The organism is Neobacillus sp. SAB-20_R2A (assembly GCF_049568635.1).
GTDB classification, from domain to species: domain Bacteria; phylum Bacillota; class Bacilli; order Bacillales; family Cytobacillaceae; genus Neobacillus; species Neobacillus citreus.
Genome location: NZ_CP145895.1, coordinates 1,265,848 through 1,280,376 on the forward strand (window position 1 = coordinate 1,265,848; position 14,529 = coordinate 1,280,376).

General features: G+C 40.1%; 12 protein-coding genes. 7 read left to right on the top strand and 5 right to left on the bottom strand.

Annotated features, from left to right (window positions below; all coding sequences use genetic code 11):
• Position 1: 1 nt before the first annotated feature.
• The 3 genes from V5M37_RS06285 (at position 2) to V5M37_RS06295 (ending at position 3,766) form a co-directional block, all read left to right on the top strand.
• Positions 2-1,543 (top strand): NAD(P)H-hydrate dehydratase, encoded by a 1,542-nt coding sequence (locus V5M37_RS06285; protein ID WP_423801267.1) that lies wholly within the window; start codon positions 2-4, stop codon positions 1,541-1,543.
• A gap of 191 nt (positions 1,544-1,734) precedes the next feature.
• Entirely contained in the window at positions 1,735-3,297 is a 1,563-nt protein-coding gene (locus V5M37_RS06290; RefSeq protein ID WP_423801268.1) for an ATP-binding protein, read from the top strand.
• Between the two features lie 139 nt (positions 3,298-3,436).
• Complete coding sequence (locus V5M37_RS06295) at positions 3,437-3,766, top strand: nitrous oxide-stimulated promoter family protein (protein ID WP_213146666.1); 330 nt, start codon at positions 3,437-3,439, stop codon at positions 3,764-3,766.
• Positions 3,767-3,825: 59 nt separating this feature from the next.
• Here the strand turns inward: V5M37_RS06295 and V5M37_RS06300 are convergent, their stop codons facing one another.
• Positions 3,826-5,241: a peptide MFS transporter gene (locus V5M37_RS06300; protein WP_423801269.1), complete on the bottom strand. Its 1,416-nt coding sequence runs from the start codon at positions 5,239-5,241 to the stop codon at positions 3,826-3,828.
• A 324-nt stretch (positions 5,242-5,565) separates the two neighbouring features.
• On the opposite strand from V5M37_RS06300, the gene V5M37_RS06305 reads away from it, so the two are divergent.
• Positions 5,566-6,117: a transposase gene (locus V5M37_RS06305; RefSeq protein ID WP_423801270.1), complete on the top strand. Its 552-nt coding sequence runs from the start codon at positions 5,566-5,568 to the stop codon at positions 6,115-6,117.
• Between the two features lie 180 nt (positions 6,118-6,297).
• Positions 6,298-7,131: an IS3 family transposase gene (locus V5M37_RS06310; RefSeq protein ID WP_423801271.1), complete on the top strand. Its 834-nt coding sequence runs from the start codon at positions 6,298-6,300 to the stop codon at positions 7,129-7,131.
• A gap of 61 nt (positions 7,132-7,192) precedes the next feature.
• Here the strand turns inward: V5M37_RS06310 and V5M37_RS06315 are convergent, their stop codons facing one another.
• Positions 7,193-8,683 (bottom strand): peptide MFS transporter, encoded by a 1,491-nt coding sequence (locus V5M37_RS06315; protein WP_423801272.1) that lies wholly within the window; start codon positions 8,681-8,683, stop codon positions 7,193-7,195.
• Positions 8,684-8,909: 226 nt separating this feature from the next.
• Positions 8,910-9,980, bottom strand: coding sequence for a GIY-YIG nuclease family protein (locus tag V5M37_RS06320; protein WP_423801273.1), 1,071 nt, complete (start codon positions 9,978-9,980; stop codon positions 8,910-8,912).
• Between the two features lie 155 nt (positions 9,981-10,135).
• On the opposite strand from V5M37_RS06320, the gene V5M37_RS06325 reads away from it, so the two are divergent.
• Complete coding sequence (locus V5M37_RS06325; protein WP_423801274.1) at positions 10,136-11,935, top strand: glycosyl hydrolase family 18 protein; 1,800 nt, start codon at positions 10,136-10,138, stop codon at positions 11,933-11,935.
• Positions 11,936-12,684: 749 nt separating this feature from the next.
• On the opposite strand, the gene V5M37_RS06330 is transcribed toward V5M37_RS06325, so the two are convergent.
• On the bottom strand, positions 12,685-13,047 hold the full coding sequence (locus V5M37_RS06330) for a DoxX family protein (protein ID WP_423801275.1): 363 nt from the start codon (positions 13,045-13,047) through the stop codon (positions 12,685-12,687).
• Between the two features lie 119 nt (positions 13,048-13,166).
• The gene (locus V5M37_RS06335; RefSeq protein WP_423801276.1) at positions 13,167-13,469 is read right to left on the bottom strand and encodes an EthD family reductase; all 303 of its coding nucleotides are present in this window, start codon (positions 13,467-13,469) and stop codon (positions 13,167-13,169) included.
• A 188-nt stretch (positions 13,470-13,657) separates the two neighbouring features.
• On the opposite strand from V5M37_RS06335, the gene V5M37_RS06340 reads away from it, so the two are divergent.
• Complete coding sequence (locus tag V5M37_RS06340; RefSeq protein ID WP_423801277.1) at positions 13,658-14,425, top strand: MerR family transcriptional regulator; 768 nt, start codon at positions 13,658-13,660, stop codon at positions 14,423-14,425.
• The last annotated feature ends 104 nt before the right edge of the window (positions 14,426-14,529 follow it).

The window sequence follows — 14,529 nt, forward strand, 5'->3', positions numbered from 1 at the left end:
CATGTTTGCGGCGGGGCAAAGGGACATGCAGCGGATGGATCAGTATACGATGGAAAGGATTGGTTTACCCGGTGTGGTCCTAATGGAAAATGCCGGGGCAAGAGTAGTAGAGGAAATTCTAGGGGACTTACCTTGCCCAAATCCACGGGTCATCGTTCTTGCTGGCGGGGGGAATAACGGCGGCGACGGTTTTGTTATTGCCCGCAGGCTGATTGATGCGGGAGTCAGGACACTGTTATGTCTGCTCGTCGATCCTGACCGTTTAAAGGGAGATGCAAAAATCCACTTTGATGTGTATATGAATCGCGGGCTGCCTGTCTTTTACCTTCAAGAACATTCACTTAAGGGGTTAAAAAATGAATTGAACACGGCGGATGTGGTTGTCGATGCCATTTTGGGGACTGGGGTAAATGGCCCTGTCAGGGAACCCTTCAGCAATGTGATTTCCATGGTCAACGAACATACCGGAAAGAAATTGATCTTGTCTGTTGATATCCCTTCAGGTGTCAGCAGCGATACCGGGAAGGTTGTAGGAGAAGCAATTAAGGCTGATAAGACGATAACATTTGTTTTTCCGAAAAAAGGCTTCTTTTTACAGGAAGGACCAAAATACATCGGTGACTGGAAGGCGGTTGATATTTCTGTACCGCCCTCGGCCGCGGTAGATTTAGGGCTGGACATGCCAAAGGTAATAACAGGGCCTCTTGTGCGTGAGGTGCTGCCAAAACGGCCAAGGCATGGTCATAAAGGGACATTCGGTCATGCCCTGATAGTCGGCGGCTCACGCCCATATGTAGGTGCCCCGATATTCTCAGCGAGGGCAGCCTTACATTCTGGTGCAGGTCTGGTAACGCTGGCCGTTCCGGAAGGGATTTATCCGATGGCGGCGGCGCAAAATCCGGAATTGTTATTTATGCCATTATCTGATGAACATGGTCATTTTGCAGCCAGGGCAGTTCATGAAATTATTCCGCAGCTTCGGCAGTTTGACTGTGTAGCCGTTGGGCCTGGGATGGGGAGGTTTGCAGGAGGAGAGGAGTGGCTTAAATCTCTGATTGGGTCTTTGAGTGGCCAGCCTTTGATTATTGATGCGGATGGACTTTATTTCGTTCGTGACTTGATGGACTTGGTCCGCCAGTATAAGGGGCCTGTCATTTTTACTCCACATCCGGGGGAAATGGCGAGGTTAGTAAACAGGACCGTCAAAGAGGTGGAGGAAAACCGCATTGAAATTGCCCGGGAATATGCGAAGGAGGGCCATGTGTTTTTGCTCTTGAAGGGACACCGGTCCATTATTGTCTCACCGGATGGACAGGTCTATATAAACCCGCTCGGTCATGATGCCCTCGGAAAAGGAGGCAGCGGGGACGTTCTTACTGGTTTGATTGCCTCATTTCTTGCCCAGGGTGCGGAACCCTTACATGCTATGATTGCCGCAAGTTACCTTCATGCAAGGGCCGGACAAGAAAAAGCAAAAGTTCTCTCTCATTACGGAGTCATGCCCTTGGACATCATAGAAGGAATAAAAGAACAGTTAAAATAACGAGTCTTTCTTCCCTTTATTATTTTTTGGGGTATTAGGACTTTTTTACTATATGAAGTGGAAAAGAATGCATAATTCTTAGTATTTACCTTGAAAATTTTTCTAGTAAACTAATATTTAGGGAATGGAAATATTCAAACTATTAAAAATAAACCCTTATGTACCTTTTGATGGAAAGGAGTTTATAAAAGATGAACACCGAAGAAAAGGTTTACGCCGAGAATGGAATGGCCAATCATTTAAGCCAATTGGCTTCGATTGGCCAAATTGCTGCAGGAATTGCCCATGAAGTACGAAATCCATTAACAGCGGTCAAAGGGTTTTTACAGCTTTTGCAGCAGGATCAAAAAAATGAATACCTAGAAATTGCTCATTCCGAATTGGATAACGCCCTGAAAACTTTAAATAATCTCCTTCAGGTTTCTAAGCCTGATCTAGAGGACGAAGAATTCCAAACTATTCATTTGTCAGTCGAATTGGAATCCATTATTAACCTATTCCAGGACAAGATGTATGAGATTACCATCCAAACTGATTTTCAAGATACTGGTGCTGCTATTTACGGCAGGAAAAATCAATTTAAAAAGGCTTTCTTTAATTTAATTAAAAATGCGATTGAAGCGATTGACGGGGAAGGCGCCATTACTCTGACACATTACACAAAGAATAATGAAGTCATTGTGACGATTCAAGATACAGGAGTTGGCATTCCCGAGGAGAAGCTTTCGCTATTAGGCACGCCCTTTTTTACGACCAAGGATCAGGGGACAGGGATGGGACTTGCTCAGGTGTTCTCAGTCATTTATCAGCATGGCGGCATGATCTTGGTTGACAGCAAGAAAAATCAAGGAACCACTTTTACGATAAGGCTTCCGCAGCAGCAGCAAAAAACACAACGGGGTGTGAGAAAATTGAATGTTATGTTTGACGATAAATATTCAATAAAGGAATACTTTTTGGAAAATCAAAAATTATTTGAGGACCGTTTGCTGGCTGAGGCGACGAATGTAAGTGACAAAATTGATGATATACATAATGTCGGAATTAATTTACTTAACAATGCCCATAAGTTAGTTCTATATGTCGTTGAAGGTCGGGAACATGAACTAATTTCATTTGCGAAGCAGGAGGGGATGGCTTGGGCGAAGCATTCCTTGACCCTTGCGTTCAAATTGGAATGGATTCAGGCGATCCGCCGAACACTTTGGGATTTTCTCTATAACTTTGATGCTTTCAATAAATTGGAGACTGATAGAATTACATTTTTTTCAATGGAAAAAAGTATAAATGAATTAATTGATCAGTTCCTGACACACTTTTTTATCACGTACACGAAATATAAGGATGAATTGCTGGAGAACCAAAGAAAGCTTGTCGAAAACCTATCTGTTCCAATTATTCCAATTAATAAAGAGATTTGCATTTTGCCCTTAATTGGAACACTTGATGATCTGCGTATTTCAACGATTCAGAATAAAGTGCTGACTGAAATTGAATATCGGCAAATTCAAACTTTAATAATTGACCTTTCAGGTGTGGCCTCGATGGAAAAAGAAGCCGCACGGAACTTTGTCCAAATCATCCAGGGCTTTTCGATGATGGGCTGTAAAACGATCCTCACCGGTATGCGGTCCGAAATTGTCAAAAGTCTGATTGCCTCGGGAGTTGATATCAGTCATAAGGCAGAGTTTAAAGGAACGCTGCAATTAGCCTTGAACGATATTGTTTTTCACAAGGATTTGCAAGAGGTATAAAGTTATCTAAAAAAGTACTCGCGGGAGTACTTTTTTAATACTTAAATGTGCGAAATTTGTAAATAGTTTTCCATTTGAAAACTAGATTCCATGATATGTTAAAGGTAAGAGATGAATCTAATGGTAGGAGGTTTTTAACATGGGAGCGCGTTTAATAGAACCAAACACTGGCCCAGTTATCCAAAAGGAAAAAGAAATCGTCAAGCAAATGATTGAGATTTATTGCCGCCGCAAGCATAAACATCCCAATGGTTTGTGCAATGAATGTCAGGAGTTGAAAAACTACTGTATGTTAAGGCTCTCCTTCTGCCGCTTTGGTGAGGAGAAATCATCCTGCTCCCATTGTAAAGTTCACTGTTATAAACCATCCTACCGACAAAAAATCAAAGCCGTCATGCGCTACTCCGGCCCGTGGATGCTGTTGTATCACCCTATTTATGGAGTAAAACATTTGATTAATAAAAAATAAAAAAGAACGAAGGCTTATCAAAGAGCCTTCGTTCTTTTTTTAACAGCAGCGTTAAAAGCTTATGCAGCGTGCTTCGCTTCTTTTGTTTCCTCTTCACCCAACATTTTCACAAGCTTCTTGGAAAGTGTAAGGAGAATCAGACCAAGGACAATGACAGCGATACCAATGACAGAGAATACTTCAAAGTAACCCATTGTTTCAGTAAAGGCACCTAATTGGCCGGCAAGAAGGTTTGCCACAAAAGAGCTGGCCATCCAAACTGCCATTAATAAAGAGGCGAATTTCACAGGTGCATACTTACTTACAAAGGATAGCCCAACTGGCGATAAGAACAGCTCACCAATAGTATGGAGCAGATACGTGAAAACGATAAACAGGATGTTAGCTTTTGTTGTAATATGATTATCATCACTGCCTGTTTGCATGATGGCAAATAATAAAACAATAAAGCCCGCTCCTAAAAGAATCATACCAAATGCCATCTTTGTTGGCACCGGTAAATCTCCCCGTTTGCTGTTTGAAAGTTTTACCCATAACATGGAAACAACAGGTGCTAAAAGAATGATAAATAACGGGTTAACAGATTGGAACCATGAGGTTGGAATCTCCCAGCCAAAAAGGGTGCGGTCTACGAATTTATCTGTATAGATACTTAATGCGCCGCCAGCCTGTTCGAATCCAGCCCAGAAAAAGACCACAAAAGCAGCTAAAATGAAAATCACGATAGTTCTGTTTTTTTCTACCTTCGTCATTTTTTGATTTTGTGTAGTGCCAGATTTTGAAGCCTGTGGTTTTCCAACTGGCTTTTTGCCAATTTCGCCTAAGAAACGGTTGCCTAAAGCATTAAATAGAATTTGTCCAATAATCATTCCGATTGCAGATGCAAGGAATCCATATTTATAACCATATTCAATTACGCCATGTACATGTACCGCAAACCACTTATCAGTAATAAAACCAATGATTAATGGAGCGAAGAATGCACCTGTGTTAATGCCCATATAGAAAATCGTAAACGCAGCATCGCGGCGTTTGTCTTTAGCGTCAAAAAGCTCACCAACAATAGTAGAGATATTCGGTTTGAAGAAGCCGTTACCAATAATTAATAATCCTAAACCAATATAAACGGCAGTGAAACTTTGATTAGAGAACAATACGATGTTACCAAGGGCCATTGTAATACCGCCAATCGTAACAGCAAGCCTCTGGCCTAAAAACCTATCAGATAAATAGCCGCCAATTAACGGTGTGAAATAAACTGCACCGGTAAAAAATCCGTATAACATTAGGGCGGTGCTTTCTTTCATACCCAATCCGCCGCTGACCAGTGATTTCGTCAAATAAAGGACAAGAATGGCTCTCATGCCGTAGTAGCTAAAACGTTCCCACATTTCTGTCATAAATAAGAGGTATAGTCCAGGGGGGTGCTTCTTTGAGTGCTTGGAATTGAGTTGTCGGTCCATTGCTGCATCCATATAATTTCCTCCGTTGATATATTATTATTTTAATATAATTATCTTAATTTAATAATAATTAAATCGTCAATAAAATATATGAAAAAAGCAAAATTAGAAAGATTGCCAATTAAGTATATATTGCAATAAAAGTGATGGAACTAAGTGCTTATCGGTTTTCTATTTTGAAGATTGGAATTCCAATTACATGTTAACCAACAATTACTATTTTAACAAAACATCGAAAATAAAAAAAAGGTGTCTGCACCATTTTAGGTGATATGCTCCCCTTAAAGTGGACAGATGAAAAAACAAAAATCTGTCGTTGCTTTAGGGGGATTTTTTATGTCAAAGAGAAGTAAATATTCTGCTATGGAAAAGTATCAAATTTTAATGGAGTACATGGAGGGGGAAATGGGCCCCAGGGGAATAAAGGATAAATACAATATTCCTAAGTCCACACTATATAAATGGAAAAACAAATATGAATTATATTGTATTGATGGGTTAGAGGAAGCACATGGGTGGAAAGAGTATTCAGTTGAATTAAGATTAAGTGCTATTCAAGACTATTTGTCGGGGAATTATTCAAAAATAGATATATGCAAAAATTATAAAGTGAGCAGTGGAGCCCTCGATGTCTGGATAAAGAACTATAATGATCATAAGGAGACCAGAATAACAAACCGGAGGAATTCCCTTATGATTCATTCCAGAAAATTATCTTTTGAAGAGAAAGTGGAAGCTGTTCATTTCTGTATAAAGAATGGCCATGATTATTCAGCTGTCATGGAAAAATATCAAATCAGTTACCAGCAGATATACAGCTGGACAAAAAAGTACGAAGCAGGTGGACCAGAGTCCCTACGGGACCACCGAGGCAGAAAAAAAACTTGAAGAAGAAATGTCAGAACAAGAGAAATTAAGGATAAAGATTAAGGAATTAGAAGCGAAAAATTATCGATTAGAAGCTGAAAATGCTTTATTAAAAAAGTTGGAAGAAATCGAAAGAAGGCGGTACTAAGCAAGGTTCGGAACGAGGTAGCTTATTGTGCAGTACGTGAATTAAATGAAAAAATGAATTACCCTATTCAGCTTCTATGTTCAATTATCCATATCAATCGATCTTCATACTATAAATGGTACAATCGAAAAGAAACGGATCAGGAACGTGAAAATCGAGAATTACTTAAAGAAATTAAAGCCATTTATGAAATGGTGGATGGAATTTACGGTTATAGGCGTATTACAATGAATCTCAACCGAAAAATGAATAAACACTATAATGTAAAGCGAATTCATCGTTTAATGCAATTAGTTGGACTAAAATCAAAGATACGACGGAAGAAGAAATGGGATCATCGTCCTTCTGATAATAACGTAAAAGAGAATATTTTGAACCGAGAATTTACAGCAGCACATCCAAATGAAAAATGGGTAACTGATATAACTGAATTTAAATATGGGAATGGACAAAAGGCTTATTTAAGCGCTGTTTTAGACCTGTACGACAATTCTATTGTATCCTGCGTATTCGGACATCGAAATGATAATAAGCTAGTCTTTAAGACCATTAATAATGCTTTAACAAAGAATCCTTTACATGAAGAGAAACTTTTAATTCACAGTGATCGTGGCTTTCAATATACATCCAATGGATTTAAAAGGATAGTCGAACAAAACCATCTTATCCACAGTATGTCAAGAGTCGGAAAATGTATTGATAATGGATGTATGGAGTCATTCTGGGGGACTTTGAAAGTGGAAAGATATTATCTTCACCATTATCAATCATTTGAGGAACTTCAAAAGGATATAAAAGATTACATTCGGTTTTATAATCAAGACCGTTTACAAGCTAAATTTAATGGCCTTAGCCCGATAGAATATCGGACTAAGGCCATTGCCTAATTTTTATTTTTAATACTGTCTACTTGACGGGGTGCAGTTCAAGGGGAGACACCTTTTTTCGTTATCGAATTCCCTTCATAAATCCCTGAATTTTAGGCGCAAGCATTAAGAGGATGATACCTAATACTAGTGACGCCCCTCCAACCGTACCAAAGTAGACCATTTCTGTTTCAGGGGTGTAGAATTTTACGATTTGCGCGTTAATCGCTTGAGCAGCAGCACTTGATAAGAACCATAGGCTCATTGTCTGGGCTGTGAACGCAGCAGGCGCCAGCTTCGTTGTAGCTGACAATCCAACTGGTGATAGACACAATTCACCAAGAACACAGATTAAATAGCTAAGCACTAACCATAATGGGTTTACCAATGAATCTGTACCGCCAAAGTAGGCAGGAAGCAAGATCACGATAAATGATAAACCGGAGAGTAATAATGCTAATGAAAACTTCTGTGGAATATTTGGTTCTCTTTTTCCAAGCTTCACCCAAAGCCAAGCAAAAACTGGAGCTAAGGTGATAATGAATAATGGATTTAAGGATTGGAACCATGCAGGAGAAATATGAATTCCTGCAAAATCAAGCTGAGTACGCTTGTCCGCATAGTTTGCTAAAATCGTTGAACCCTGCTCTTGAATGGCCCAGAACATAACAGATGCGATAAATAATGGAATATAAGCAATTAAACGAGAACGTTCCACCGATGTTGTTTTTTTACTGCGATACATGACAATAAAGTACGAAGTAGGTATTAAAATACCGAGAATTCCAATTAGGTTAACAAAGGTTTCAAATGTTAAATATCCATTAGGAATCGCAATGGCGCAAATTACCGCAATGACGGCTACACCTAATCCAATAGTAGTAAAGACTTTTTTTCGATCAGCAGGTGACAGCGGGTTTGCAACTGTAGTACCAGCTAATCCAAGGTTTTTCTTCTTTGTTAAAACAAACATTACTAATCCTACGAACATACCAATAGCTGCGATACCAAATCCTAAATGGAAGCTGACACTCATGAGGGATCCAACGATTAATGGTGAAATGAAGGCTCCCAGGTTAATCCCCATATAGAATATACTGAAACCTGCATCACGACGATTGTCGTTCTCTGCATACATATCACCAACCACGGTGGAAACGTTTGGCTTAAGCAGCCCTGTACCAAGAACAATCAATACCATCGAAACAAAGAATAAAGTAATATTTCCCGGAATGGCTAGCGCAATATGACCAAACATGATTAAAATACCGCCATAGAACACTGCTTTTGATGTACCGAAAATCCGGTCAGCCAGCCAGCCGCCAATGATTCCGGACATGTAAACTAACGATCCGTAAATGGACATGATAGACAATGCCAGGGTTTGGTCCATTCCAAGGCCGCCCTTGGAAACTTCATAGTACATATAGTATACAAGAATTGCTCTCATTCCATAATAAGAAAAGCGTTCCCAAAACTCTGTGAAGAACAGTGTGAATAAGCCTTTAGGGTGACCGAAAAAACCCTTCTGAGGTACACTGTCCACAATTTTCTGTTTATTTATGTTTGACATAAATCTACCTCCTTTTATTATTTTATAATACTTTTATAGTTTAGAATCGTCAAAAATTTAATTCTGGGATTATATTTACAATTCGGCTTAAAACCTTGATTTTATCGTGTTTTTAGGAATTATTTATATAAAAAGAAAGTTTTTTTAAAATAGTTATTATTTTCGAATAAATAATGTCCTTACCCTTGTCAGGTAATTTATCCATATAAAAAAGCCCTCGAGATTTCTAGGGCTTTGATAGCAATTTTAGAATGGCATCATCCATGAGAGTGTGATCCTGCGTCGTAAGCCAAGCATCAGGAATTAGGACGTACCTGCCATGATTACCGGTTAAATAGCTATAAATAATTTGCGCTTCATCAAGGTCTTCTTTGTGGACAATAAGGGGAGTTTCATCCCTGGCACCCTTGAAAAAGGTCAAGATATTCGACTTTACCGTTACATCGACATCCGTTCCCTCCAGCAAATACTTCTCAGAAAACAACACCCTGTTACCTTTGATTAAAAAGAGTTTAAAAATGCCGTCATCCAAAAATTCAATCGTGACGATATTTTGATTGGCCTCCGCAAAATCAATGACATCTTCTTTATAATGAAGAAAACTGATTACCTCCAAATACCCTTTATACTTTGCGGCCAGTTCAAAATCCAATTGCTCCGCAGCAGCGGCCATTTTTTCCTCCATTTCCGCAAATGGGCTTAAGTCATTTCCTTTGATCAAAGCAATAATGCGGTTTAAAATCTTATCATATTTTTCTCTCGAGACTTTTCCGGTGCACAAACCGATGCACAGACCAAGAGAATGATTCAAACAGGGAGAGCCTCCTGAGGAACGGTTGCTGCAGCTAATTTTAAAAAATTCCTTGATCCCCTGGACCGCTTTTTCCACAGCGGATTTACTGATAAACGGTCCGAAATAAAGATTTCCGTCATTTTCAATGTAAACATTCGTTACTTCAAGTGAGGGATAACGCTCGTCCATTTTCACAACGATATAGGAATAGTTCTGCGGGTTTTTCATCTTCCAGTTGAAAAAAGGTTTAATTTCTTTGATTAACTGGCATTCCAGCAGAAAAGCTTCAAACTCTGTGTCGGTCAGGATGTAATCAAAATCCTTTAAGGTTGATACAAGTTTTATCGTTTTTTTAGAATGGGCCTTGGAATGCTGGAAGTAGGACCGAACGCGATTCTTCAGATTTTTGGCTTTTCCTACATAGATGATTTGGCCGGCAGAATCCTTCATCAGATAAACCCCGGGTGTGAGGGGGAGATTTTTTACCTTTTCTTTTAAATCCATGTTTTTTCCCTTCCCAAATTTTCATTTCTATTATTTTAACATAGGTTGTTATTGGCGAATTATGACTAATATTTCCTGTATATTACGAATGTTTCTTTATATTAAAATGAAATCAAGACTTTACTATTTTAATAGAGAGGAAGGAAATCAGGGGGATGAAATGGAATAAACAGGCGTCTATTTTTGCAGTTATTCTTTTATTATTAGCTAGCTTTTTTACAAATTTAGGGATTGCGGAGGCTGCCAAACCAGACCGCACAGCGCCAACAGCACCCACCAGCCTGCGTGCCGTTAATATTACGGATTCAACTGTGTCACTTGCATGGAATAGCTCCACCGATAACATGGGTGTTGCCGGTTATGATGTTTACCAGGATAGTAGATACATAGGGAATACCGCGGCAGCGCAATTCGTCGTGAAGAGCCTTAATCCTAGTACGTCGTACAGCTTTTATGTCAAAGCGCGTGACGCTAAAGGCAATGTTTCTGCTGCAAGTAATACCTTAAAGGTGACGACGGCAGCAAGTACTGTTGTCGATCAGCCGCCGGTGGTAAGTGACATCCAGGTTTCTCCGATTGCAGCAGACGGCAAAACCATCAGCGGAACGGTCACCTTGTCAGTCAATGCCAGCGATGACAAGGGAGTCAGCAAGGTAGAGTTCTACAGCAGCAATGGCGGGTACCTAATCAAAACGGTCACTGCCGCACCTTACACGGCTAATTGGGCGACCGACCCATGGGTGCCGGATGGCGAGCAAATTCTGAAAGTGATCGTTTACGATACAGCTAACCAAATTGCACAGGTCACGAGGACTGTGCTTGTCCAAAATACGGTGACACCGGCGCCAGTGCCGGGTTCATTTAAAAAGGTCGGCTATTACGCGGGCTGGTCTACCTATTCTAACTTTCAGGTTTCCAATATTGATGGTTCAAAGCTAACCCATCTAAATTACGCATTTGCTAATATTTCAGCGGATGGAAAAATTGCCCTTGGAGATTCCTTTGCTGATGTGGAAAAGGCATTTCCTGGAGATACGGCTGACCAGCCTTACAAAGGGAATTTCTATCAATTAACGAAGTTAAAAGCTCAGTACCCACAGCTTAAAACCTTGATCTCAGTGGGCGGCTGGACATGGTCGGAAAAGTTTTCGGATGTCGCGCTGACCGAGGAATCGCGGACTATTTTTGCTAATAGCTGTTTAGAGTTTATTTTAAAATACGGCTTTGATGGAGTAGACTTAGACTGGGAATATCCGGTCGCTGGAGGAGAAAGCGATAATATCAATCGCCCAGAGGATAAGCAGAACTTTACGCTTTTATTGAAAAAAATTCGTGAAACGTTTGCTGCCCAAAGCGCTAAGGATGGAAAACAATATCTGCTGACAATTGCCGGCGGCGCCGGTGCAGGTTTTGCCAACAATACGGAGTTAAACCTGCTGCAGGAATATGTCGATTATATTCAGTTAATGACCTATGACATACATGGTGAATGGGATACATTGACAGGACTGAATGCTCCATTATACCGCGATCCTGTGTCGAAATTTTATTCCGAATGGAGCGTTCAGGATGCGGTGCAAACCTATTTAAATAAGGGTGTGCCAGCCAATAAGATTGTTATGGGTGTTCCTTTTTACGGAAGAATCTATAATCAAGTTACAAATGTAAATTACGGATTGTATCAGACTTTTACTGGCGGAGGAAAAGCGCTTAGTTACGCAGATATCGTCGCAAACTACCTGAACAAGAGTGGGTTTATCCGCTATTGGGAACCAGATTCCAAAGTGCCGTGGCTGTTTAATGGCTCGCAATTTATCAGCTATGATGATGAAGAATCAATGGGTTACAAGACTACTTTTATTAAATCAATGGGCTTAGGCGGAGCGATGATGTGGGAGTTAAGCCAAGACCCAAATCGTGTATTGTTGACGAAGGTTTATAATGATTTGCAATAGATAGGAAAAAACACAGGTCTTATTAAGGGTAAAGGGTTCCGTTTTGAGGTGCATTTCTTAAAATACGGCTGAAATGACAGTCGTATTGGCATTGTTATTGGTATTAAAAAAAGGAAAACTCGCCAATTGGCGAGTTTCTTTATTAGTAATACCATAACCTACTTATATAAAACCTCGGTTCACCGTTCTCTTGGAAAAACTCACTCCCTATTAAATATGATGCCTTGTCCTTAATCGAGTACCAGCCTAAAAATAAGCGGAGGTTTACGGTTAAATACGGAAATGAGCTCGTTTTGGGGTGAATAAGGGAAGACTTTTCGCTTATTGATAGAAAAATCCCCCATTTTTGCATTTTTCTAGTCAATAAGCGAAATTTCTACGTCTATTTAAGACTTTTTTAATAGCAATCACTAAATAAGCGAAATTTTTCCGTCTATTTTTAAACTCGGGTGCTTAACCTGATCCCCCAACCGATAAGGGCGGACCCTCTCGATCCTAGATGCGGGAATCATCATAAAAGATACACTGCAAATGACAGAAGTTATGACCTTCTTAATTATACAATACTTATTGTCCATCATAATAATGATGTCAATTGCTATGTCAAAGTTAATAGGATTTCGTAGAAACTTTGATAAATAAAGAAAAAGACGTATGCCAATTCATACGTCAATTCTTGTGTCTTTTAATAAGAATGCACCCTAAAACGGAACCCTGTATTATTAAGGGCCAATGTGATTTTTTAATGTTTACGGATTTCGTTTGTATAAAGCGATTAATAGAACTAACATGACGATGTCTAAGCGGGCGTTAAAAGCGAATTGCAAAAGCCCTGTGTTAAGTGTAGGCAGCTTTGTTAATAAAATAGCGGCTATCATAATTGCGATTAAGGGGATGACGGCATTTTTTACAGCTTTACCCGCTAGGATTAAAGCCCCGCAGCCAATTTCTAGAAGGATGACAAGCTTCAACATGAGCTGAGGATAGGGCAGGCCCAGGCTCAAAAAATAGTTGGCTAAATCAGTGTTAAGCAATTTCATTAAACCCGAGATGATAAACACGTATGCGACCGAATAGCGCAGTAAATTCATAGTTGAAAATGAAGTATGCATGTTTGTCCGCCTCCTTTGTAATACATATGCAATAATGGGGACAAACCATGACAGATAGTTTCTCTGGAATAAAAAAACAGCAGGCACTGGTGCCTGCTGCTTGTTAGTATCCCTATTAATTAATCCACGATTAAAACAACTGGGGGTTTGTTCAGAAATTGCATCATATTGGCCACGTCTGCAGTGACTTCACGGCCCTCTGGGGATGCTAATGACTGAGCTAGAATGGCTGGGTTTTCAAAATGAAGTTCTGCAAGAAGGTATTGGTTATCGCTCGTATTTTGCTTTTGCAAAACACGGTGAACCTCCGCACCTGTGATATTAGGCAGTTTTTCTGCTAAAGGAATATGAACATTGAAATAATAGTTTTCGAAACCTTCTTGATCCTTCGGTTGATCATAAATAACAACTAATTTAGCCATCTTTGCTTTCCCCTTTCAACCTCTAAAAATAGTACAATCACCCTCTCATTATAAAGGGAAAAAGAACCAATTATTATTAAAACTGCTCGACAATTTGTGCAAAGAAATTTTTAAAAAATATAGGCATACTAGTGATTGACATTGACGTTGCGTTAAGGTGTATCGTTGTTGGTGAGGAGGTGATAGGAATGGAATATACGGTGCAAAAGCTTGCGAGTTTGGCAGGGATTAGCACCCGGACGCTAAGGTATTATGATGAAATAGGGATTCTTAAGCCGGCACGAATCAATTCATCAGGCTACCGAATATACGGGCAGGCAGAAGTGGATCGGCTTCAGCAAATTCTGTTTTACCGGGAGTTAGGTGTTAGTCTCGACCAAATCAAGGAGATTGTAACCGACCCTTCCTTCGATGGTGCCGCAGCACTCATGGAACATCGCCAAAAGCTCCTCGAAAAGCGGGAACAATTAGACTTGTTAATCGTGAATGTTGAAAAGACAATCGCGATGACAGAAGGGAGATTCAAGATGTCTAATAAAGAAAAATTTGAAGGCTTCAAGAAGAAAATGATAGATGAAAATGAGAAAAAATATGGCAAGGAAGTTCGCGCCAAGTATGGCGATGATGCGGTCAATCAATCGAAAGCCAAGGTCATGAAGATGACCGAGGAGCAGTATCAAGAGGTCACCGCGTTAGGCGAGGAAATTAAAACCACCTTAGCGGAGGCTATGAAAACTGGCAATCCGGCAGGAGAGTTGGCACAGAAAGCAGCAGACCTCCACAAGCGCTGGCTCAGCTTTTACTGGAAGGAATACAGTAAAGAAGCCCATGCGGGATTGGCGCAAATGTACGTCGACGATGAAAGATTCAAAGCCTACTATGATAAAGACCAGCCGGGAACGGCCGAGTTTCTAAGAGATGCTATTCAAATCTATACTGGTATAAAAAATAACTAACCATTGAGGTCAGGCCAACACTGCGTAAGATAAGAGAACGCAAGGGCCTGGCCTCTTTACGTTAACGGATTAAATTGCCCTTTTCTGCGTTTTTTGCTACTTTA

What these genes read in the sequence shown, in the direction of transcription:
- V5M37_RS06300 (WP_423801269.1), bottom strand. Translation starts at nt 5,241, where the DNA reads ATGGATGCAGCAATGGACCGACAACTCAATTCCAAGCACTCAAAGAAG.
- V5M37_RS06305 (WP_423801270.1), top strand. Translation starts at nt 5,566, where the DNA reads ATGTCAAAGAGAAGTAAATATTCTGCTATGGAAAAGTATCAAATTTTA.
- V5M37_RS06340 (WP_423801277.1), top strand. Translation starts at nt 13,658, where the DNA reads ATGGAATATACGGTGCAAAAGCTTGCGAGTTTGGCAGGGATTAGCACC.
- V5M37_RS06330 (WP_423801275.1), bottom strand. Translation starts at nt 13,047, where the DNA reads ATGCATACTTCATTTTCAACTATGAATTTACTGCGCTATTCGGTCGCA.
- V5M37_RS06325 (WP_423801274.1), top strand. Translation starts at nt 10,136, where the DNA reads ATGAAATGGAATAAACAGGCGTCTATTTTTGCAGTTATTCTTTTATTA.
- V5M37_RS06295 (WP_213146666.1), top strand. Translation starts at nt 3,437, where the DNA reads ATGGGAGCGCGTTTAATAGAACCAAACACTGGCCCAGTTATCCAAAAG.
- V5M37_RS06320 (WP_423801273.1), bottom strand. Translation starts at nt 9,980, where the DNA reads ATGGATTTAAAAGAAAAGGTAAAAAATCTCCCCCTCACACCCGGGGTT.
- V5M37_RS06315 (WP_423801272.1), bottom strand. Translation starts at nt 8,683, where the DNA reads ATGTCAAACATAAATAAACAGAAAATTGTGGACAGTGTACCTCAGAAG.
- V5M37_RS06290 (WP_423801268.1), top strand. Translation starts at nt 1,735, where the DNA reads ATGAACACCGAAGAAAAGGTTTACGCCGAGAATGGAATGGCCAATCAT.
- V5M37_RS06310 (WP_423801271.1), top strand. Translation starts at nt 6,298, where the DNA reads ATGAATTACCCTATTCAGCTTCTATGTTCAATTATCCATATCAATCGA.
- V5M37_RS06285 (WP_423801267.1), top strand. Translation starts at nt 2, where the DNA reads ATGTTTGCGGCGGGGCAAAGGGACATGCAGCGGATGGATCAGTATACG.
- V5M37_RS06335 (WP_423801276.1), bottom strand. Translation starts at nt 13,469, where the DNA reads ATGGCTAAATTAGTTGTTATTTATGATCAACCGAAGGATCAAGAAGGT.